This window comes from Prevotella pectinovora (genome assembly GCF_000834015.1).
GTDB classification, from domain to species: Bacteria; Bacteroidota; Bacteroidia; order Bacteroidales; family Bacteroidaceae; genus Prevotella; species Prevotella pectinovora.
Genome location: NZ_JXQI01000062.1, coordinates 59,016 through 81,739 on the forward strand (window position 1 = coordinate 59,016; position 22,724 = coordinate 81,739).

A 22,724-nucleotide genomic window follows, 5' to 3' on the forward strand; every position below is an offset into this window, starting at 1 on the left:
TTATTTTGCCAAGCTTTGGGTTAAACATTTGCTTGCTTTGTGCGTCTATAACTAAATTTGAGTCAACACATGACATTTGTTTGGCCCTATGCCGCATATGAATGAAGTGTTGTATATCAGTTACACAGAGTTCTTCATTAATAAGTAATATACAATATTAAATATGAAAAGATTCAAGATGTTACTCCTTGCCATTTTTAGCGTAACGATGGTTATGGCACAGGAGATGAAAGTGGCGGGTACTCTTGTAGACCGTGACACTAAGGAAGGAGTGCTGATGGCTACAGTACAGTTACTGAAGAGCGACAGCACATTCGTAAAAGGAGTTCTCACTGATGACGCCGGCAATTTCAGCCTTTCCATTGAAGGTCCCGGCAAATACATACTGCGCTTCTCGAGTGTGGGCTACAATACTATAAGCAAATCTTTTGCTGTCAGTCAGACCCAACCAGAAGTCGACATGGGGAAAATCAGTTTTGGAGCTGACGCTGTGATGCTGAAAGGAGCCACAATCCTCGGACAGGCAGCCAAGGTGACGCTTAAGGAAGACACCTTCGTGTATAACGCTTCGGCATATCGCACACCTGAAGGCTCTGTAGTGGAAGAGCTTGTGAGAAAACTCCCTGGCGCACAGGTCGATGACGATGGAAAAATCACCATAAACGGAAAGGAAGTGAAGAAGATCCTTTTCGACGGAAAGGAGTTCATGAGTGGAGATACCAAGACCGCCATGAAAAACATACCAACGTCTATTATCGAGAAAGTAAAGGCATATGAAGAGAAGAGCGATCTCGCCAAAGTGACAGGCATCGATGACGGAGAGGAAGAGACTGTGCTTGACTTTGGAATAAAGAAAGGCATGAACAAGGGAGTGTTTGGTAATGCAGATCTATCTATTGGCAACCACGGCAGGTATGCCGAGAGACTGATGGGGGCTGGATTCCAGGAGAAGGTACGTATAATGGGATTCGGCAACGCCAACAATGTAAATGATGCCGGATTCCCGGGAGGTGGAGGCAGATGGAGAGCACCGATGCAAGGGTTAAACTCCAAGAAAATGGTTGCTTTCAACATGAATTATGAGGATAAAGGCAAACTGAAACTCGATGCCGGTGGCAGATGGAATCACTCAAACGGAGACCTGCAGCAGACACAGGCGGTGGAGAACTTCGTGAACAAGAGTGGTGCGTTCTCAAACAGCAATACTGCAAACCTCACGCGTGTCAATGGTTATGATGCGAGAGTCAAGATGGAATGGACACCAGACTCCATGACTAACATCATGTTCAGACCAACATTCTCATATTCCACTAATGACGCACAGACCAATGGAGTTTCGGCAACATTTCAGGACAACCCATATTCGTATGGAGACGATCCGCTGGCATCGCTCGACAGTATGGCTGAGCATGGAGTAATAGTGAACAGCAGACAGAACCGCAGCGTCTCATACACAGAGTCGAAAAAGGCGGGGGCAATGCTTCAGCTCAACAGAAAACTCGGCACCAAAGGACGCAACATCACACTTAGAGGTGACATGAGTTATGCCGATGGCAAGAGCAACAATCTATCATTGTCGAATGTTCATCTGTATCAGATAAAAGACATTTATGGAGCAGACTCCACATACCAGACTAACAGGTATAACGTCACTCCGACCAAGAACTTGCAGACGGAGCTGCAGTTCACTTACAGCGAACCGCTATGGCGAGGAGTATTTTTACAGCTCAGCTATAAGTTCACATACAATTTCAGAAAGAGCGACAGAACGACATACGATTTCAGTAGAGTGGACCAAGACTTTTTCGGCAACGTTATGTCGTCATATCGCAACTGGACAGACTATCTATCGCTCCTGAGCGGAAATCTAGGTGACTATTACGACAAGGAGCAGAGTCGTTATTCTGAATACAAGAATTACATACACGAAATGCAGTTGGGCGTGAAGGTGATGAAAAAGAAATACAACCTCAATGCCGGTGTAATGGTGCAACCACAGACATCAAAGTTCATTCAGGAGTATAGAGGCGTGAGCACCGACACTGTGAGAAATGTGGTCAACGTGTCGCCTACTTTCGAGTTCAAATATAAGTTCTCAAAGACTAGCACCCTCAAGATAAATTATCGAGGCACCACGGCGCAGCCGGAGATGGCAGACCTGCTCGACATAACAGATGACAGTGACCCACTGAACATTAAAAAGGGTAATCCAGGTCTGAAACCTTCGTTCACCAACAACTTCAGACTCTTCTACAACACCTACATACCTGGTCATCAGACTGCGGTGATGACATTCGTGAACTGGAGCAATACGAGAAATGCCGTGAGCAATGCCGTGACATACGACGAAACAACAGGTGGAAGGACAACGCGGCCGGAGAACATCAACGGCAACTGGAACACAATGGCTGCCCTGATGCTCAACACTTCGATAGATACTGTGGGAGTGTGGAACGTGAACACGTTTACTACGTTCAACTACAACAACTATGTGGGTTATCTCTATAGTCAAGACACACATGTCACGCAGAAGAACACCACGAGGACCACAAGTCTGTCAGAGAAACTTTCTTTCGGCTACAGAAAAGACTGGCTCGACGTAAGCCTCGATGGTTCGCTCAACTATATGCGCACCCGCAACCTGTTGCAGCAGGGCAGCAATCTTGACACATGGCAGTTCTCGTATGGAGCAAACCTCAATGTCTATCTGCCCTGGAACATGAGCATCACTACAGACCTGCACGAGAACTCCAGAAGAGGATACGATGCCGGAGCAAATACCAATGAACTGGTGTGGAACGCACAGGTAAGCCAAAGCTTCCTGAAGGGTAATGCACTGAGCGTGTCAATACAATTCTACGACATTCTGCAGAACATGAGCAACTTCTCAAGAACGGTGAACGCCATGCAACGTAGCGACACTTACTACAACAATATCAGTAGCTACGCCATGATACACGTTGTATACCGCTTCAACCTCTTCGGAGGCAGAGATGCCTTCAACAAGGATGGAAGGCCTAAGCACCCATCCGACATACCTCGTGGCGGATTTGGCGGACGGCCAGGAATGCCCCCATATGGAGGTTTCGGAGGAGGAAGACCACCTCATATGTTCTGATTGTATACAATCAGTAGTAATGAATTTATTGGACATTAAAATTGACGAACAGAAACAAAGATAATACAATATGGAATATATGTCACAGGAAGGCTTTGACAAAATAGCCTCTGAGTTGCAGCATCTCGAACGTGTAGAACTTCCTAGAGTGAGAGATGCCATTTCTGAAGCCCGCGACAAGGGCGATTTGAGTGAGAATTTTGAATATCATGCCGCAAAGCGAGAGCAGGGAAGGGTGTTGGGCAGAATCCGTTTCCTGCAGCGGGTGCTGGAGAATGCGAGGGTGATAGACAAAGCGTTGCTGAAGAGCGACTGTGTGGGGCTGCTCAGCGAAGTGGAAATCACTAATCTTGCCAACTCGCACACGATGAAATACACCATTGTCAGTCCACACGAAGCCGACATGAAGACAGGCAAGATATCCATAAAATCTCCAATTGCACAGGCTATGCTCAACAAAAAGGCAGGTGAAGAAGTGGAGGTGAGAGTGCCTGCAGGAATGATAAGGTTGAGAATAGAGAGTGTGAAACTATAACATTAGTTTTATATCGTATCAAAAAAACAATGCGGTTGTCCCAGTCTGACAAAAGACGAGGATAATCGCATTGTTCATATATTTGTGACAAAATCGTTAGGTTTACATTGTCATCCCTAAAAGTTATTGCAACATAAGGGAACAAAAGGAAAAACTAAGCGTATGAGTGTAGTCCGGCAAGGAAATAATTTACCCCAAAGTACGTCATCAGTACGCAGAGGAAAGCCAACAGCATATAGATATGGATGTGGAGAGGTTTATGCAGCCATTTCAAGTCGCTGTGGAGAGGAGCTGAGTAGATGAGCATCGTTATGAGAGCCCATGTCTCTTTGGAGTCCCAGCTCCAGTAGCGGCCCCAACTGACGTTTGCCCATACGGCTCCTATGAAGATGCCCACGGCAAGGAGACTGACGGCGGGGTAGAGGAGGAAACCGGATGTGGCGGCAAGCTGATCCTCCTTGGCAAGGTCGCCGCGGCGGTGGGCCCAGATGCCTTCGGCGGCAATGAGTGCCATAAGACCGAAGAGGGCATAGGAGAACATTATAACCATCACGTGGACGGAGAGCAGGGGCGATTGTAGCACAGGCATGAGTTGTGTGATTTGCGGATTGCCGTCGGTTATCATTGCCACGAGCAGGGCGAACGACGAGAGTAGCGGACCGAAGTTCTTCACTGGCATGAAACGTTTGCCCATGAATCGTGTGAGCAGGAGCGTTGCCCAAGCCATAAACTGCATCGTCTCGAAGCCGTTTGACATCGGCAGATGGCCAGAAACCATCCAGCGCAGCAGGAGCAGCAGTGAGGTGTGGAGAAACATTATGACGGTGAGCCATAGGGTTACCTTCGAGGCAATCTTTCTTTTCTTCTGATTCAACGCTATGGTAGACGCCACGCTGAGCAGCAGCGAGAGGGAGAGATAGAGCATCGTGGGCAGGCGAAGGGTGTTCAATCTGTTATAGAACACTTCGGCGTAAATCAAGAATTTAGAGGGAATCACGTCTTTTGCCTTCACGTGCTGATAACTGTAAATCTTCTTCACTATCTCGCTTGCACGAGAGTTATCGCCCGTGATGATGCTCTCGGCAAGATAGTCCATCGATTTGCGCACAAAGGTGCGTTCCTTCTCGTCCAGATTTATGTTGCCCAGGGACTGTCCGGGTGCAAACCATTTGTATTTGCCGTCAGCCTGGCGGTAGGGGAAAAGCTTCAGCATCTCGCCGCCGTAGAGCATGCGAACGATATTGAACTTCTCATCGGCATCGCGCAAACTTTTCTGCATCTTCGTGTCGCCTTTCCTCATTGCCTCCTTCAGTGGTTTCTCCAGCTTGTATTCGTTGTATTCATCCCAGAAATCATTGAACGAAGCCCATTTGTCGTTCAGTCCGAGCAGCTCCTGCGCTTTTTTGTCCTTGATTTCTATCATCTTTACCGTTTCCCAGTAGGGTACGTCGAACACCCATCCGCAGAACACCTCCGTAGCGGAGAGTCCGTCCCACGAGGGCTTTCCGCAGAGTTTGGTGACGAAGTCCACGGCAACTGTGTTTATCGGCGTGATGCGGCTGTTGTAGAGCACGCAGACTCTTCCGAATCCATCAGCCACATGGCTGTTGATGTTTATCCTCTCCTGCGCCTGTGAGTTTAGGGAGAAAAGGGGCGAGAGAGCCATGACGACAGCCACGGCTGCCACCTTGAGGGCATTGCCGGCAGTGGCTTTTCTGTAGAGCTGCCGCATTCTCGTGCCTTTGCCCAAGAGTATGGCAATGAGCGAGATGAGGAGCATGGCGTAGCCCAGATATGTGACGGCGATGCCCCATGGGTCGTGGTAGACACCGAGGATAGAACCCTGCATATCGCTGTCGTAGCCCGACTGCATGAAGCGGAAGCCGTGGTAGTAGCCGATCTTGTTCATTGAGATTTCGAGTAGTTCATCGCTTGTCGTAATCTCCGTAACGTAGTCCATAGCAGCGTCCGTGCCGGGGTAGCAGTCCATGCGGAACGTTTTCAGAGCCACCTTGAAGCCAAGGTCTACAGACTTTCCCTCGGCGGTCTTCATTACGTTTGTTGCCTCGCCGAGACGGAGGTGTATGGTGCCGCTCTGGGCAGTGGTCCACGAGAGGAGGGCGCTGAGGAGGATTACGAGGAAGGAGGCATGGATAAGGAACACATTTATCCGCCTGTATAGTTTTCTTTTAAGGATGTAAGCCGTGGCAACGACTGTAAACACAGTCCAGAGTGCAAGAAACCACACAGAACCGTAGATGTTCTGATCCGGCTACGGAATAGATGTAGGCGTTGGTCTTCTTGTCGTAGACTACTAGCAGGTAGCCGTTGCCGTCCTGGTCAGCGCGGTAGGCAGTCTGACGCTTGCCGTGACCATAGTTCGGATGGCAGTAGAGGCAGCCGCGGCGCACATATACAGGACCGAGTCCGGCGAAAGCGTCGTTTGAAGTGTTGTAGTCTTTCTCGAAGAGGGACTCACCAATCTGGAAGTTCAATGAGAGACCAGCATCATCAACAGCCTGAGTAGCCTGACGATAGGCATATGCAGACTGAATGCTTGTCGTACCGAGTTTTCCTCCGGCATAGTACCATTCATTAGGAGTGCCATACTCTGCCTCAGGCAGATGGACATCGAGATTGTCGTCATCGGTGCAGGCTGTTAATGCCAATGCCGATAACAACGCAGGAACTAAATAGATGTGTTTCATAATGTTGCTTGTTGTTAAACGTAAAATGTTGGTGGCTGCTTTTGGGGCAGACACCAACGGTTATTTAAATTTTTAATGTTCTTTTGGATGTTTAGCCTGTGGACGATTAGTCGAGCAGCTTGTCGAGAGCGTTCAACGATTCCTCCAGTCCGTCGAGAGCTTCCATTGCATCCTTAGCACTCTGGTCTGTGTAGTAGAGAACGAATGGCTTCTTCATGCTGCTGATCTTTGAGAGAGCATTCTCAAGGTTAGTCATAACGTTCTGTGCGGCAGCCTTGGTCTTGTCGTTCTTCAGACAGATGCCGATGAGAGACTTTGCCTCAGGAGTTGTTCCGTCAACTGTGCAACCGCCATAGAGGGCGTGCTTTACAGACATGATGTTGTCGTAGAAGTCCTGGATAGAGTTATGGGCATGAGGAGACTCGATGTAGTTGACGTCCTCACCTGTGGCAGGAGCACCGATCTTAGAGTCGCATACCTCACCGATGATGTCGTTAGCACCGGCGATTATTTCCTTGGATGCAAGTACAACGGTAGAGTAGGTGGAACCTGCGTTGCCTGCATTCTTGAAGTTCTCGCCATAGTTGATGGAAGATGCGAATTCAACTTCGTCGAGGAGAGCCTGCTCATCGGCAGAAACCTTGCCACCCCATGCTGAAACAAGCTTCAAGGAGCTGAGGTAGAGATCCTGTGCTGCTGTCTTTGCGAAGTAAATCTCGTTTGCAGTCATGTCAGCGAAGTGGCGTGGCTGACCCTCGCGGAAGATAAGATACTCAACGGCGTGGAAACCTGTAAGGTTCTGACCTGTAGCGATAGCCTCGTTGATGGTGTTTGTTTCGTTCTCAAATTCCTCCTCGCCAAGTTTTGCGTTCTTATAGAGACTCATGTATTTGTCAAACTGAGTGCGGTCGAATGGCCATGTGTCTGTGTGAGGGTCGATAGCATAGTCGCCGGCAGCTCCGAAGAGGAAAGCCTCAGAGAACTCCCACCATTTACGTGATTGCTTCCATGTCTCGCAAGCCTTTGCAACACCGGCATCGTCAGACATAGCGTTGAGGTCAGCAACGAGCTGCTTGTTATAGTCGGCAAGGTTGCGGTATGTTTCAACAACCGTATTGTCAACATAGTCTACGTTGACTTCCTTCAGCTCGCTGGAGCTGAATGTTACGTCCTGTTCGTCGTTGTCATCATCGCTACAGCTTGTGAAGCCCATTGTGAAAGCCAATGCAGCTGCAAACATCATTGAATACTTGAAGATTTTGTTCATTTTCTTGATTTTTAGTTTATTATTAAGTTTTCTTCTTTATGTGAGTAATGGTAAATTAATGTCTTGTCTAAATCAGAAACTTGAATTAATATTACATTCCAAACTTTAAATTATTTCAGGAACCATCCAGCGTAGGTTATTCCCAATGAAACACTTGGCTCGTTGTTGTAGCCGTGGCTGAGGAAACGGTTGCTGTATTCTCCCTTGATTGTAACCTGTCTGATAGGAGAGTAGTTCACGCCGACAGCCATTCTCTTGACACGGTCGTATTTGTAAGCCACTTTCTGTCTGCCGGCGGCATAGGTGTTGTAGTCTTCGTAGCGGCCGAAGAGATAAAGCTTCTGCTTGTCGCTCAGACTGCTTATCTGCGAGAATATGTTGTAGCCAGCCTCAAGACCTACAGAGTAGGCGTTGCTTGCGATAGGAGAGTGCTTTGAAGGCGAACCGTCCTGCTGGGTGTGCTTGGGGTAAGCGTTCATGAAGGTGGTCATTTTCTGTGCATCAGCAAGATGAGAATATGTGGCATTACCACGTACTATCCAGTTCCAGCGCTTCATCTCCAGTCCGAAACTTCCGATTGCCAAGGCTCCGTGTATCTTGTCGTAAGAGGCACTTGCCTTGCGCTCCGTGTTCTTGAAAGTATAGCCATAGTATCCGCTCAGACTAAGACGGACGCCAGGGATGGAATAGTTGTCGATACGTGCCGCACCGGCATATACATTTCCCAACTTATACTCGTATGGACTTGTTGCGCCATAATGCACGTAGCAGTTGTGGCCGAAGCGCTCTGCATCGAGACCGGAAGTGAAGATAGCCTCGTAGCGCCAGTCGCTGATGCGTCCCCAAAGAGAGATGCCGACCTGGTGCCATGTGTTAGGCAACATCTTTGCCTCGCCTTCAGAACGGTAGACGGAGAAGAAGTCGTTAGGCATGTGGTAGGCGTTTATTTCTCCGACAGGGATGATAATCTCACCAGCCTTGATGTTGAACTTACCTCCCCAGAAAGCCTTGTTAATCCAAAACTGCTCCAGGGCAACCTCGCCGCCGCGCTCAGTCTCAGCCTCGTATTCGCCACTCTCGTCAGCGTCTATCTCTACGGCATTTTCCGTGCCGCCATGCTCAAACTCTATCTCCGTACCCATGGGGTCCATCCATGGCCGAAGTCATAGCCGAGGTTGAGAGTGACGTGTGGCAGGTCGAAGCGTCCGTGGCTGTCGTCATTCTTGTATGTGGGAGGGTCGCGGTAGCGGTTGAAATGCTGACTGTAGAAATTCCTGCTCATCACGGCCTCGCCATATCCACCGATACTGAATCGTGACAATGCTGAGGGCTTCTCTGTCTTTGGTACTGTACATTCGGTTTTGTCCGACTTCTTTTCTTTGCAACATTCATCTTGCGCAATGGCATTCGTTGCGAAACTGCATGAAAGTAGTCCTAAAAGGAGTATGTTCTTTGTCATTTTATATGATGTAAATAATTATACCTATTAATATGCCGACCGGGACGATTTGGTTTCTCTTAACGGCAAACTGATTTTACGTTTGCAAAAGTAAAGCGATTCTGAAAGTGTCACAATTCTCAAATTTTAGGAAATTTTTGTTACTATACATTAAAAGATGTGCTATTTTTCCAATGTAGATAATAATAATTGGGTATCAATGAAAAATTAGTGACATTATGAATTGTTAAAAAATTGATAAATGAGAATGTTTTGGCATATTGGTCTTTGTATGTTCAAAACTATTACGTAAATTTGGCAACGAAATCTAATATCACTGTCCATATATGGGCGGTTAACCAATTTAAAATAAATATTATGAATTTACCATTTGCAGAATCTTGGAAAATCAAGATGGTAGAACCTATTCGTAGGAGTACTCGCGAAGAGCGCGAACAGTGGATAAAAGAAGCTCATTACAATGTGTTCCAGCTGAAAGCTGAGAATGTTTACATTGACCTGCTTACCGACTCTGGTACCGGAGCGATGAGCGACCGTCAGTGGGCTGGCGTGATGCTTGGCGATGAGAGTTATGCTGGAGCCACTTCTTTCTTCAAGCTGAAAGAGACAATACAGAGACTCACCGGTTTTGAGTATGTTATACCTACACACCAGGGTCGAGCTGCAGAGAATGTGCTTTTCTCATACCTGGTAAAGGAAGGTGATGTAGTGCCAGGTAATTCTCATTTTGATACAACCAAGGGACATATTGAGGGACGTAAGGCTGTGGCTCTTGACTGTACCGTTGATGATGCTAAAGACACTCAGCTCGAAGTGCCTTTCAAGGGAAACGTTGATCCTAAAAAACTCGAGGCGGCGTTGGAGAAATATGGTGACAAGGTGCCTTTCATCATTGTAACCATCACCAACAATACGGCGGGCGGACAGCCTGTATCAATGCAGAACCTGAGAGAGGTGAGAGCCGTTGCAGATAAATTCGGCAAACCTGTCATTTTCGACTCTGCTCGTTTTGCAGAAAATGCATATTTCATCAAGACACGTGAGAAGGGCTATGAGAACAAGACGATAAAGGAAATTACACGTGAGATGTTCGAACTTGCTGACGGTATGACTATGAGTGCAAAGAAGGACGGTATCGTGAATATGGGTGGTTTTATTGCTACACGTCGCCAGGATTGGTATGAGGGTGCAAAGGGATATTGCGTTCAGTTTGAAGGCTACCTTACATATGGAGGTATGAACGGACGCGACATGAATGCTCTTGCCATCGGTCTCGATGAGAATACAGAGTTCGACAACCTCCAGACCCGTATTCATCAAGTGGAATATCTCGCTTCTCTGCTCGACGAATATCATATTCCTTACCAGCGTCCTGCAGGAGGCCATGCTCTTTTCATTGATGCTCCAAAGGTGTTGACACACGTTCCAAAAGAGGAGTTCCCGGCACAGACTCTTACCATAGAGCTTTATCTCGAGGCAGGAATCCGTGGATGTGAGATCGGTTATCTGCTTGCTGACCGTGACCCTGTGACCAGAGAGAACCGTTTTGGTGGACTTGATCTCCTGCGCTTGGCTATTCCTCGCAGAGTATATACAGACAACCATATGGCAGTAATCGCTGCAGCGCTGAAGAATGTCTATGACAGAAGGGAGCAGATCACTCATGGTGTGCGTATAACATGGGAGGCTCCGCTGATGCGCCACTTCACAGTACAGCTGGAAAGAATAACTGATTGATGATTTTATTTCCCAAATAGGGAATATCATTTCCCACAGCCGGTCTTTTTAATGATCTTGTTGTCGACAGTCCGGTTGTGGTTAATAATTAGATTTAAGAGGGTGTTTCATTTTTTTATTTGATTCACCCTCTATTTCTTTATGCTGAAGTCTGATCAATTTACCCCAGCTTTTATATAAACACACCTGGTTTCGTGTGTAATCTAATTGTAAGCGTATCCTCGATGCTAATACCGTTTAGAGGTTATTTCAGTTGTATTCATAGACTGAAAAATAGACTTGCGATGTTTAAACCATAGACCTTGATTTTCCCCCATGGCGTGGGGAACAGTCCCCCCTAATGTGGGGTTTCATTCCCCACATTAGGGGGGAGATCAGGATGGGCTAAAGGGATGATACTTCTATGATACTTTAATGATACTTTTCTGTAAAACATTCAGAAAAGTAGCATTGGGTTAAGTCGTTTGCCTACAAGGTCTTAGGGTGTAATTGGAGGACAGAATGATACTATGATACTTTGTTTTGAGAAAAACAGTTTGTGAGATCTAAATATGTATTTCGTTAGATATTTGTTTTAGTCTGAATTATTATCTTATAAGGATAGGAACAAAAAAAGAGGACACATCAAAAATATGATGCGTCCTCAATGAATTATGTTACTGATAAATTATCAGAAACGATGTCTTTATTATTCACCCTTTTCCATCTTAGCCTTCAATGCAGCAAGAGCGTCGATGTCACCGAGAGTTGTAGATGCAGCAACGTTGTTGATTGTAGCTGTCTCTTCCTTCTTGGCTGTCTTCTTGCGTGGTGCCTTCTTTGGCTCTTCCTTCACATCCTCGAATGTGCGGCTGTGAGAAAGGATGATACGCTTTGTTTCCTTAACGAACTCGATAACCTTGAACTCGAGCTCCTCGCCCAACTGAGCCTGTGAGCCATCTTCCTTAACGAGGTGCTTTGGAGTAGCGAAACCTTCACCACCCTCGTTGAGAGTGATTACGGCACCCTTGTCCATCATTTCTGTGATCTTGCCCATGTGTACAGAACCTGGAGTGTAGATTGTCTCGTATGTGTCCCAAGGATTCTCCTCAAGCTGCTTGTGACCGAGGCTCAAACGACGGTTGTCCTTATCTATTTCGAGAACGACAACATCGATGTCTGCACCAACCTGTGTGAACTCTGATGGGTGCTTAACCTTCTTTGTCCAAGAGAGGTCAGAGATGTGGATAAGACCGTCAACGCCTTCCTCAAGCTCTACGAAGATACCGAAGTTAGTGAAGTTGCGAACCTTTGCAGTGTGCTTACTTCCAACAGGATACTTAACCTCGATTGTCTCCCATGGGTCTTCCTTAAGCTGCTTGATGCCGAGAGACATCTTGCGCTCCTCGCGGTCGAGAGTCAGGATAACTGCCTCTACCTCGTCGCCAACGTGGAGGAATTCCTGTGCTGAACGCAGGTGCTGGCTCCAGCTCATCTCTGAAACGTGGATAAGTCCCTCTACGCCAGGAGCAATCTCTACGAATGCACCGTAGTCAGCGATTACGACAACCTTGCCCTTAACGTGGTCGCCAACCTTCAGGTTTGCATCGAGTGCATCCCATGGGTGAGGAGTGAGCTGCTTCAGACCAAGAGCGATGCGCTTCTTCTCGTCATCGAAGTCGAGGATAACGACATTGATCTTCTCGTCGAGAGCAACAACCTCGTGTGGATCGCTTACGCGGCCCCAAGAGAGGTCTGTGATGTGGATGAGTCCGTCAACACCACCGAGGTCAACGAATACACCGTAAGAGGTGATGTTCTTGACTGTACCCTCGAGGATCTGACCCTTCTCAAGCTTGCTGATGATTTCTTTCTTCTGTGCCTCCAACTCAGCCTCGATGAGGGCCTTGTGAGAAACAACAACATTACGGAACTCCTGGTTGATCTTGACAACCTTGAACTCCATTGTCTTGCCTACGAATACATCGTAGTCACGTATAGGATGAACGTCAATCTGGCTTCCTGGCAAGAATGCCTCGATACCGAATACGTCAACGATCATACCGCCCTTAGTGCGGCACTTGATGTAACCCTGGATAACTTCCTCGTTGTCCAAAGCAGCGTTGACACGCTCCCAGCTCTTGCTGAGACGAGCCTTCTTGTGAGAAAGAAGCAGTTGACCCTTCTTGTCTTCCTGGTTCTCAACGTACACCTCTACTGTGTCGCCAACCTTCAAATCTGGATTGTAGCGGAATTCGCTTGCGGGGATGATACCGTCGCTCTTGTAACCAATGTTTACGATAACCTCTTTCTTGTCGATAGAGATTACAGTACCGTCAACAACCTGATGCTCGCTTACCTTGTTGAGTGTCTCGTCATAAGCTTTCTGCAAATCTTCTTTGCTGACATTTACATTACTTCCGTTCTCAAACTCGTCCCAGTTGAAGTCTGCCAACGGCTGTACGTTCTTAAAATCTGCCATAAAAATAAATAATGTTTGTTTTGTAATTAATAAAGTTAGACTTTATGTGAATTTATAAATCGCCTGCAAAGGTACTACTTTTTTATAAGTATTCCTTTCTCATATTTTATGATAAAGTGGATCGGATACGTAATTTATGTTTATTTAACCTTTTTCGACGGTGAAATCAGTATTTTGTCTGTCTTTTTATGCCCAAAACGATAAAAGTGATGCCGACGAGCATCAACAATAGGCTCGCAGTCAAGGGAATGTTGCTGCTTGTGTGCGTCACGAATGATGTCAGAAGCATGAGCGTTGATATTATTAATGACATTGTACCCATCAGTGAGAAGTTGAATCTGTTCTTGATATTGTCTATGATTTTCATTTTCACATAATTATATATTGTGCGCTGAAATGGTTTCTTTTCTTTCCTCATTGCAAAGTTATATAAACTTATTGGTCCGTGCCAATTTTATCGTTTTTTTTGTTGTGTGGTATTAGTATGGGAATATAAATGGTAATATTATTACCATTGCAATTCCAATGACTAATTGCAGCGGCAGTCCAACTTTCAGGTAGTCGCTGAATGTGTATCTTCCAGCCTGCATGACAAGGGCGTTTGGCGGTGTGGAGAAAGGGGATGCGAAACACATGCTTGCACCTAAGGTTACGGCAAAGAGAAATGCGTAAGGTGTGATGTTCAGTCCTGCAGCGCTTTGCATGGCTATGGGGGCCATGAGAACAGCTGTAGCGGTGTTGCTCAGAAATAGGCTGAGGACAGATGTCGTCAGATAAATACCTGCAAGGAGTACGGTGGGGCCGGCTGATCCAAGTGAGTTTACCAACGTGTTGGACAGGAGTGTTGAAGCTCCCGTCTTTTCCAATGCTATTGATACGGGCATCATGGCTGCTATTAGTACTACGCTTTCCCAGTTGATAGTCTTGTAGGCGTCTTCTATGCTTCTGAAGCATCCGCACAATATCATGGCTACGGATGCGAGCAGTACGGCGGTGACAGGGGCAATGGGGATGAAGTCTGTTGCCATTGCTATTACCATACAGAGCATGATGAGTGCGGCAATGTGTGACTTGTGTGTCAATGCCACGCGGGATGCGGCTTCGAGAGGCTGGCCCAATATTACCCAACCTTCCTCGTATTGTCCGAGTTTCTCAATGTTTGTCCATGTGCCCTGGATGAGGAGAATGTCGCCAGACTTCAGTTCCTGGTCGGCCAGATTGTCGGTTATGTATTCTCCGCGTCTACGGATTGCAACGATGTTGGTGTCGTATTTCTCTCTGAAGGCGGTGTTACGTATCTTTCTGCCTAATAGTCGGGCCGATGGCAGCATGACGAGTTCTGCTATTCCGATGTCGTAGAAGTCGAGACGTTTGTCCGTTGTCTTCATTACGGACAAATTGAAATCTTCTACGAACCTTTTCACCATCGAAGAGTCGCCTGAAACGAACAATACATCTTTGCTATTGAACACGGTGTCAGCGTTTACCGTATTCTGATTGATGTTTTTGATGAACTTGTTGTTGATGCTGCTTTCCTGCCTTCTCTCCAATATGGTGAGTCCGTATACGTTGTTCAGGTCAAGTTTTGACATGGTCATTCCCGCGAGCTTTGAATCTTGTGGTATATAAAGAATCTGCAGCTGTTCTGTCAGTTTGTATTCATCCACCAGCTGTGTCAGGCTTTTCTGTTTCTTTCCGTTATCTTCTGATGATGTGTCTTTTTTCGACAGAAACCATTTGCATAGTGGAATCAATGTGATGGTGCCGACGGTGAGGCAGACAATGCCCACCGGCAGGAAGGAGAAGAATGAAAGTCCTTTTTCGCCGGCTTCTGTCAAGGCTTCCTGTATTACAAGGTTGGGTGGCGTACCTATAAGCGTAAGCATTCCGCCCATGCTGCTGGCGAAGGCAAGGGGCATGAGAAGTTTCTTTGCACTGACCCTTGCCCTCGAAGCTATACTTACTACGATGGGTAGCATGAGGGCTACGGTGCCGGTATTGCTTACGAAAGCGCCGATGACAGCCGTTACAAGCATCACTACTATTAGTATAACGGTGTCGTTGGTACCTACCGTCTTGAGAATCTTACCACTTATCGTCTTTGCCAACCCTGTCTGCAGGATGGCTCCACCGACGATGAAAAGACCTATCATCATTATGGTTACAGGATTGGAGAAGCCGGATAGGGCTTCTGCAGGAGTCAATACGTTGGTAAGGATAAGCGACAGCAGAGTGCATAATGCTACAATGTCTGAACGGATTTTTCCGATGACGAAAAAAATAGCGGAAACAGCTAATATTACAATTGGCGTGATCATAGATGAATATAGTTGTTTAGGATTTACCTACAAAATTAATTGAAAAATTCAATAAATATCCATTGAAACAGAGTTCCTACAAACTATTTGATTAATTTTGCAGATTATTAAGAAAATGATTTGTTTTTTGTATGTAAGAAAACGGTTGTTTTTTCGTTTGTAAGAATAATCACATGGTTAAAATGAAATTGAAACTCAACGATTCAAAAACTTGTTTCTGGATATTGGCATTGGCAGGATGTCTGTCGCTCGTGATCTTTTTGGGAATGGGTCTCTTTAATACTAAAGGAGAGCCTCGTGAGGCAATTGTGGCACTTTCGATGTTGCAGTCTGGCGACTGGATATGTCCGATAAACAATGGTGTAGACATTGCTTACAAACCGCCGTTCTTCCATTGGTGTGTGGCGTTGTGCTCGCTTGTGGCTGGCTATGTTTCGGAATTCTCATCACGATTGCCGTCGGCTTTGGCCACAATATTGATGGTGCTCGTGGTGTATAAGTTTATGATCCGCAACAAGGTAAGTGTGGAATTGAGTCTGCTCACGGGACTAGTGACGTTTACAACCTTTGAGGTGCATCGTGCTGGTATGGCATGCCGTGTAGACATGTTGTTGTCTGCTATGATAGTAATAGCCATTTACTTTTTCCATGGATGGTATAAATCTAGAAATGCAGTATTGCTTCTGTTTGTCGTGTTGTCCATGAGTGCTGCTGCATTGACAAAGGGACCTGTCGGTATTTTGTTGCCGTGTGGAGTTATGGGACTTTTTATGCTTGTGAGAGGTGAAAATTTCTTCAAGACGTTTTTCTTGTGTCTGTCTGTAGCTTTAGCGTCTTGCGTATTGCCTTTTATATGGTATTATCTTGCCTACCAGGAGCGTGGCGACGCATTTTTGTATCTTGTGTATGAGGAGAATGTCTTGCGTTTCACTGGCAAGATGGTGTATTCTTCGCATGAGGCGCCGGCAATATATAATGTCGTTTCCGTGATAACAGGACTGTTGCCTTATACATTGCTGTTTGTGGTATTCCTGTTTACAATGAAACTTTCGCTGCCCAAAAGCTCGGCAGGAGTCAAATCGTGGTTTGTGAGTTTGCCACACCGTTTAGGCAGAATGTCAGACCAAGATCTGCTGTCGTTTTTGAGCATTGTCGTGATATTCGTATTCTTTTGCATTCCTAAAAGCAAGCGTAGCGTATATCTGTTGCCAATATATCCGTTCATGGCTTATTATATAGCGAGATTCATACACTATATCTCGCAGAGAAACCGAAGGATTGTGGTAGGCTATGCGAAGGCGTTTGTCGGCATTGCCGTTTCATTGCCGCTGCTTGTGCTGCTTGTAAGGACAGGGATCCTGTCTGGAGTTTCTTTTAGTGGAAAACATGCAGCCGAGTATCTGGCTTATGTCCATAACTTCATGAATTTACCGTATCTGCAAATAGTGCTATTCCTGCTCTTTGCATTGGGTGTAGCGTATTTGTTCTTGTCTAATTGGAAAAAAATGTCCGTTGATGGATTGGGAGTTTCTGTAGCTGGAATTGTCGGCGTTGTATTTATGATGATTGATGGACTCATATTGCCTTCTGTGTATGACGTGAAGTCTGATTATCATATGGCCAGGGAAATGCAACAACTTGTGCCAGATGGGAAAATCTGGGACTATAGAAAGGATTTCAGAGTAGGCCAGAGAGGTAGGATGCATCAGTTCTCTGTGAATTTCTATCTTGGTGATCGTATTGTGCCTCTCGACCAGAACAGGCCAAACAAGGGATATATGATAATGGGAGATGATGACTATAAGGAATTTGTGGCTTCATTTCCAGATTATAAGTTGAAGAAAATCAAACGTTTCAATCACAAAAGTTGTGACGACAAGAGATTCCTCACTTTGTATTCTTTTATGAAAAAGTGATTTAGTATTAGATAATAAGTTTTATTGCTAACCTGTATGAATATGAAACTTGTAATTGTTGTACCATGTTATAATGAAGAAGAAGTTCTGAATGAAACGAAACAGCGATTGCTTGGCGTGTTAGACAAGCTGAAGTCTGATGGAGGCATTTCAGAAGGAATGGTGTTGTTTGTGGATGATGGGAGCAAAGACCGCACATGGCAGATGATAGAGGCTTTTGCCGGTGATTCTCCTATGGTTGGCGGGTTGAAACTATCAGGCAACCGTGGTCATCAGTATGCCTTGCATGCAGGTTTGAAATGGGCTTCAGAACATTCTGATGCTTCTGTTTCTATTGATGCCGACCTGCAGGACGATGTTAATGCCATTTATGAAATGGTGAATGAATATCATAAGGGGAATGACATAGTGTTTGGAGTCAGAAAGGAGCGCAAGACCGATACTTTCTTCAAGCGTACAACGGCTTTGGCTTTCTATAAGCTTATGAATGCACTCGGCGGCAAGGTGATATACAACCATGCTGACTTCAGGCTCATGAGCAGGAGAGCGATGCTGGCTATGATGAAATATCCGGAGAGTAATCTGTTCTTGAGGGGTATTGCAGCATCTGTCGGTTATCCTTCTACGTGTGTGTATTATAACAGGAGTGAGCGTTTTGCTGGAGAGTCTAAATATCCATTGAACAAGATGCTGGCTTTTGCCATTGAGGGAATTACTTCATTTTCAGTGAAACCATTGAGGTTGATTTCATATTTGGGTATAATATTCATTCTTGTAGCCATAGGTGTCATCATATATGCATTGTATGAACATTTTACGGGTAATACCATAGAGGGTTGGACTTCATTGCTCGTGAGCATGTGGTTCATTGGCGGTTCGATACTTCTGGCATGTGGCGTTACTGGTGAATATATTGGTAAAGTGTATCTTGAGGTGAAACAACGCCCGAAATATTTCGTTGAGAAGAAGGTCAACGTTTGACAATCTTCTTCTTTGTCTTGAACAAATCCCACCATGTCTTGAAATCCTTCTTCAGTATGATTCCAAGTCCTTGGGTGTTGAGTGATGATTTCGTGAAGTATCTGTCATTGGTCTGATTGTATACTTTAATGGCAACGCTCCCGTTGGGAGTAAGCAGATACTTAACGTCAAAATCACCGATGAACGACGACGTGGTGTTGGGGTTGTCTCTATACCCGAACTGTCCGTTTATCAGGAGCCTGTTGCTGAACAGGCTTCCTGAAAGCAGTCCTTCGTATTCTGCATTGTTGAAACCTTCGGTACCAGTACTTATGTTGGTGCCGAAGTTCCAGTTGTTGTTCTTTATCAGTGTGCCCAGGATATTGTTTACCTGTTGGCTTATCGTTCCGCTGAGCAGACTTTGCATAGCAAGACTTGTCTGGCTTTGCTGTGCATCTTCCTGTTTTGAGTTGTTTTTTGAGTCTGTGTAGAATCGTCCTATGGCAAGCAGATATACCACTTGCTGGTTCATTTCCTCCTCGCTGTTTATCAATGATCTCACCATTTGCTTGGCATCATTGTTTACTGTGGGCATGTCAAAGTCGAAGTCTACCTTTATGGTCTCTGGCGTTCCGCCGATATTCATGATGCAATCTACCTTTACGTTGTTGCTTGAAAAGCTGTTTCCGATGCGCAAATCAGCGAGTGAAACACCATTGACGGGGTATATGGCTTTGAGGTTCAGCTGAGAGTTGAACGGGTTGCCGCCGAAAACGATGTTGCTGCCTTGCTGGAAGCGGAAATCTTTCTTTATGATGTTCTGTATTGTGAGGTTGTAAGAACCATGGTCGATGACGTATGTGCCGTACATGTCAAAGCTGCCTTTGTTGAAATATGTGGCTTTAAGAGCACCGTTCCCGTTGAGGGATATCTTGTCGCCGGTAGCCTTGTCCATCAACACACGGAGGGTGAAGTCGGGGGTAGCGGCCACGTTGAAGTTGATGAACATGTCGGAAGCGTCGTTCAGATCCTTCTCATCTTCATCTTTCTTTGTTGCATGATAATAGTAGTCTTCTGTATTGTTCTCGACTTTTGGCGTTTCGTGACTGACCCATCTGAGAAAATTACTGTCGGTTATGGCGTCAGGACTAGCCGCATTGTATTCTATGAACGAACCTTTGTTTGGTGTCATGTCAATATCGAATACAATGCTGTGTGGGCGACCGGTGATATTGCAGTCGCCGGTGCCGTATACTGTGCCATAGAATGAGTTGTTGCCGTAGTCGTTGAAGTCGTAACACAGAAATTCGTTGGCATGTATGCCGAGGTCGAATGTCAGCCTCGTCAGATGCTTGTGATGCAAGGCTCCAGTGACCGTTGCCACATTGCCGTGTCGGTCTGTTACGGTGTCACCCTTGAATATGATTTCGTCGGGTACCATTCTTATCGTGTCGTTCTTCAGTCTGTATACAGTGTTGAGTGGACTGATGCCGATAGTGCCGTCGGCAACCAATAGTCCTTGGAGGTTTACCTCGCTCAAATCTCCGAATACCTGTGCAAAACCATTGGCATGTGCGTCGATTTTGTTCATGAAACTTCCGCAAAAGCTTTTCAAGAACTCAATGTTTGTATTATGGGCGGTTATGCCGAGATCTATATAATTCTTCTCTGGGGAGACATAGCCTTTGATGATTGTCTTGACATTGTTGTCATCATCCGCATGGGCGTCGATGTCTATCTGCTTGTCGTGCTTGTTCCATTTCACGTTGGCGAATAACTTGCCCATCCTTCCGTCCTGGAACTTGAAGTTATCGACAGTGAGGTCCACCCAGGCGTCTGGATCTTGCATGATTGACTTTAGATATGCAGTTCCCGAAGCCTGTCCGCCGAAGGTTACAGAATGGAAGTTGACTAAGTTCAGGATATAGTTCACGTCAACGTTTTGCAGATCTACTCTAAGAGAGTCGTCAGCACTGCTTGTCGCCTTTCCGTAAATTTTTATGAACTGTCTGTCACGCCCTATGGCAAAGTGGTTTACCTGTATCTTGTCCTTGTTGTATATGATGCTCGAAGGAGATATGTGCCATATTGTGTCATTAAGAGACAGTGTGGAGGGCTTGATGTTTATATATGCCGATTTTTCATTATTTGCATCATTATAGAAGCTTGTTTCTGTTTCAATAGTGCCTCGTATGTTCAGCGGTGAGTTGTAGGCCATGTCGATATGACTGTTTAACTTATTGTCTATAGCGCTTGCCTTGACATTCAGAAGAATGCTCTTTCCCTTGTCTTCAATTTTCTTTATGTTGCATTCGGCAATCAGACTGTCGTTGACTGTCTTGACATTGAGCTTGGCGTTCTTGAAAGATTCTCCTGCGTAAGTGAATCCAGGCATTGTAACATCAGCGTTTATCTCTTTTTTCATGTCGTTGATGTTTGCTTTGATATGAATCGGCTCGTTCGATGTGTATGGTATGCCTAAGATAGCGTGGATCCATTTAGTATCGTATATGTTTGCTTTGAGAGAGAAATTGTTGTCTGCACAATACACTTTATTGCGTTCGATGCCAGGAGCCGTAGGCAGTTGCTTCTTGATGATGGAAAGCATACTCTGTCCGATTGTAGAGAATTGGTATTTGCCTCTGATTTCAATTTCACCGATATCAGACTTGATGTCGATGTCTCCTTTGTTGATATCCGCTGTCAGTTCGTTGAGTGAGTAGTTCTCTGTAGGTGACTGCATGCTGAATCCTTTCAGTTGCAGCTTTCCTGTCAGATCATACAGACTCTTTCCAGTGGCGCAGATGTTGATCTGTGTAGAGAATCTTGCATCACCCCATTTGTTCGTTATGTTGAGGCGTTGCGGATTAATATTCTTCAAATCCATTGAAATGTCTGAAATGGGCGACTTCATGAAGTTCTTGATGGATCCGATGAGAGACAAATGGCAGTTCTCGTCGTTCACATTAAGTCTGCCGTTTATGTCTGTGCCGTTATACGCACCATCGATGTCAATGTCTTTGTATGTATATTTGTTGTATTCAAAGTCTGAAATTCGACCTCTGACTTTGGTATCAGTTATTTTGTTGTTGTGGATGCGGGCTTCGCCGTGCAGGTTTGCGCTTATATTCCCGAATTTATTGTCTGCCAATAGTTCATTCAGATTGATGCGGCCGGCTGAAATTTCAGCAGCTAGTTTCGTTGCCCTTTTCTGGATAGCAAACTGAATATTTCCTAGATTCGTGTTTACATTTCCGCATGCACTGATGTTGTCATTGTTAGTTTCACATGTTGCAGCGGCGGTAATTGCTTTAAGTTTTGTCAATGGGGTGGGGATATCTATTCTGGCAGTTCTTGCAGCTTTGAAAACCAATGCCAAATAACTCTCGTTTACAGACAGCTGGCTTATCTTTGCTTTCCATGTCTTGCAGCCGTCGAAAGGAGTAAACATGCCATTGGCATTAAACTTGAATGCTGTGTCTTGTGAATATAATGACAGTCTGCTGACTTTTGCTTTGCCGTCGGTGTAAGAGAAATCTGCAACTAAGTTTAACTTGTAGGAAAGATCATTCAGCTCTGGCACGATGAAGGCAAAGTCGGAAAGCGTTATATTGTTTCCAATGATGTTTCCTTTGCCTTTAATGGTATTGCCGACAATGCTACCGCCATCTGTTCTATAGGTGGCGGTAATGGAGTCTGAATAAATTGTACTGTGGGGCAGGCATAGTCTGAAATTCTTGACAGATGCCTTTTGGGGAGTTACAAGAGCACTGAATGTCAGTTTGCCTATGTTGAGGCCGGATTGCTCTTTGAACGATAGCTTCTTGACTATGGCGTTGGCCATATCGTTTGTGATGTGTCTTATTATTATGTGTGAGCTGATGTCGGAAACATTGATATGGTAGGGAGATAGTTTATTCGAAGTGTTCGGCATATCCCATTGGTCATATTGTATCGCTCCGTTTCTTATGATGAAAGAGTTAATTCTCAAATCAAGTTCGCTTTCCTCTTTTTTATCAGAAGAAAGTGAATCAATTACGAATTGGAAATTTGGTTGTGAATATTTGTCTTTCTTGTATAATTTTGCTCTCAATCCGAATATTTGAGCCGATGAGATAGAGATATTTCCTTTGGCTAGTTCCAGAATGTCTATACTGATAGATACGCGGGAGGCGTGCAACATGTCTTTGTTGCTTTTGTCTAGCATGTTGAAGTCGTCAATAATGACCCTGTTGAGGAAACCTA

General features: G+C 45.5%; 14 protein-coding genes. 5 read left to right on the forward strand and 9 right to left on the reverse strand.

Annotated elements, in window-relative coordinates; genetic code table 11:
• Positions 1-163: 163 nt before the first annotated feature.
• Complete coding sequence (locus tag ST42_RS08270; protein WP_044073166.1) at positions 164-3,118, forward strand: outer membrane beta-barrel protein; 2,955 nt, start codon at positions 164-166, stop codon at positions 3,116-3,118.
• A 70-nt stretch (positions 3,119-3,188) separates the two neighbouring features.
• A complete protein-coding gene (greA, locus tag ST42_RS08275) occupies positions 3,189-3,653 on the forward strand; it encodes a transcription elongation factor GreA (protein WP_042519452.1) in 465 nt (154 codons plus the stop codon).
• A 154-nt stretch (positions 3,654-3,807) separates the two neighbouring features.
• Here the strand turns inward: greA and ccsA are convergent, their stop codons facing one another.
• From ccsA to ST42_RS14345, 5 genes are all read right to left on the reverse strand, one after another.
• Positions 3,808-5,877: a cytochrome c biogenesis protein CcsA gene (ccsA, locus tag ST42_RS08280; protein ID WP_156139334.1), complete on the reverse strand. Its 2,070-nt coding sequence runs from the start codon at positions 5,875-5,877 to the stop codon at positions 3,808-3,810.
• Positions 5,843-6,361: a di-heme oxidoredictase family protein gene (locus ST42_RS08285; RefSeq protein ID WP_156139335.1), complete on the reverse strand. Its 519-nt coding sequence runs from the start codon at positions 6,359-6,361 to the stop codon at positions 5,843-5,845. Before ST42_RS08285 ends, ccsA begins: the two co-directional genes overlap by 35 nt.
• A 106-nt stretch (positions 6,362-6,467) precedes the next feature.
• A complete protein-coding gene (locus ST42_RS08290; RefSeq protein WP_044073168.1) occupies positions 6,468-7,628 on the reverse strand; it encodes an imelysin family protein in 1,161 nt (386 codons plus the stop codon).
• Positions 7,629-7,738: 110 nt separating this feature from the next.
• Positions 7,739-8,770 (reverse strand): hypothetical protein, encoded by a 1,032-nt coding sequence (locus ST42_RS08295; RefSeq protein WP_231556979.1) that lies wholly within the window; start codon positions 8,768-8,770, stop codon positions 7,739-7,741.
• Complete coding sequence (locus ST42_RS14345; protein WP_231556981.1) at positions 8,755-9,087, reverse strand: hypothetical protein; 333 nt, start codon at positions 9,085-9,087, stop codon at positions 8,755-8,757. Before ST42_RS14345 ends, ST42_RS08295 begins: the two co-directional genes overlap by 16 nt.
• A 357-nt stretch (positions 9,088-9,444) precedes the next feature.
• Between ST42_RS14345 and ST42_RS08300 the strand changes: the two genes are divergently transcribed.
• A complete protein-coding gene (locus ST42_RS08300) occupies positions 9,445-10,824 on the forward strand; it encodes a tryptophanase (RefSeq protein ID WP_022317330.1) in 1,380 nt (459 codons plus the stop codon).
• Between the two features lie 688 nt (positions 10,825-11,512).
• Here the strand turns inward: ST42_RS08300 and rpsA are convergent.
• The 3 genes from rpsA to ST42_RS08315 form a co-directional block, all read right to left on the reverse strand.
• Positions 11,513-13,285: a 30S ribosomal protein S1 gene (gene rpsA / locus ST42_RS08305; RefSeq protein ID WP_022317329.1), complete on the reverse strand. Its 1,773-nt coding sequence runs from the start codon at positions 13,283-13,285 to the stop codon at positions 11,513-11,515.
• A 166-nt stretch (positions 13,286-13,451) separates the two neighbouring features.
• A complete protein-coding gene (locus ST42_RS14060) occupies positions 13,452-13,652 on the reverse strand; it encodes a hypothetical protein (protein ID WP_156137018.1) in 201 nt (66 codons plus the stop codon).
• Positions 13,653-13,764: 112 nt separating this feature from the next.
• Complete coding sequence (locus ST42_RS08315; RefSeq protein WP_022317327.1) at positions 13,765-15,603, reverse strand: SLC13 family permease; 1,839 nt, start codon at positions 15,601-15,603, stop codon at positions 13,765-13,767.
• A 173-nt stretch (positions 15,604-15,776) separates the two neighbouring features.
• Here ST42_RS08315 and ST42_RS08320 point away from each other — a divergent pair, with 173 nt between their 5' ends.
• Together ST42_RS08320 and ST42_RS08325 are read left to right on the forward strand one after the other, a co-directional pair.
• Positions 15,777-17,519: an ArnT family glycosyltransferase gene (locus ST42_RS08320; RefSeq protein WP_052484760.1), complete on the forward strand. Its 1,743-nt coding sequence runs from the start codon at positions 15,777-15,779 to the stop codon at positions 17,517-17,519.
• Positions 17,520-17,561: 42 nt separating this feature from the next.
• The gene (locus tag ST42_RS08325) at positions 17,562-18,500 is read left to right on the forward strand and encodes a glycosyltransferase family 2 protein (protein WP_374119326.1); all 939 of its coding nucleotides are present in this window, start codon (positions 17,562-17,564) and stop codon (positions 18,498-18,500) included.
• On the opposite strand, the gene ST42_RS08330 is transcribed toward ST42_RS08325, so the two are convergent.
• Positions 18,490-22,470, reverse strand: coding sequence for a translocation/assembly module TamB domain-containing protein (locus ST42_RS08330; RefSeq protein WP_197068932.1), 3,981 nt, complete (start codon positions 22,468-22,470; stop codon positions 18,490-18,492). The genes ST42_RS08325 and ST42_RS08330 overlap by 11 nt on opposite strands.
• Positions 22,471-22,724: the final 254 nt, after the last annotated feature.

Coding starts and splice junctions, on each gene's coding strand:
- ST42_RS08290 (WP_044073168.1), bottom strand. CDS start 7,628: ATGAACAAAATCTTCAAGTATTCAATGATGTTTGCAGCTGCATTGGCT.
- ST42_RS08270 (WP_044073166.1), top strand. CDS start 164: ATGAAAAGATTCAAGATGTTACTCCTTGCCATTTTTAGCGTAACGATG.
- greA (WP_042519452.1), top strand. CDS start 3,189: ATGGAATATATGTCACAGGAAGGCTTTGACAAAATAGCCTCTGAGTTG.
- ST42_RS14060 (WP_156137018.1), bottom strand. CDS start 13,652: ATGAAAATCATAGACAATATCAAGAACAGATTCAACTTCTCACTGATG.
- ST42_RS08315 (WP_022317327.1), bottom strand. CDS start 15,603: ATGATCACGCCAATTGTAATATTAGCTGTTTCCGCTATTTTTTTCGTC.
- ST42_RS08295 (WP_231556979.1), bottom strand. CDS start 8,770: ATGGGTACGGAGATAGAGTTTGAGCATGGCGGCACGGAAAATGCCGTA.
- ST42_RS08285 (WP_156139335.1), bottom strand. CDS start 6,361: ATGAAACACATCTATTTAGTTCCTGCGTTGTTATCGGCATTGGCATTA.
- ST42_RS08325 (WP_374119326.1), top strand. CDS start 17,562: ATGAAACTTGTAATTGTTGTACCATGTTATAATGAAGAAGAAGTTCTG.
- ST42_RS14345 (WP_231556981.1), bottom strand. CDS start 9,087: ATGACAAAGAACATACTCCTTTTAGGACTACTTTCATGCAGTTTCGCA.
- rpsA (WP_022317329.1), bottom strand. CDS start 13,285: ATGGCAGATTTTAAGAACGTACAGCCGTTGGCAGACTTCAACTGGGAC.
- ST42_RS08300 (WP_022317330.1), top strand. CDS start 9,445: ATGAATTTACCATTTGCAGAATCTTGGAAAATCAAGATGGTAGAACCT.
- ST42_RS08320 (WP_052484760.1), top strand. CDS start 15,777: ATGGTTAAAATGAAATTGAAACTCAACGATTCAAAAACTTGTTTCTGG.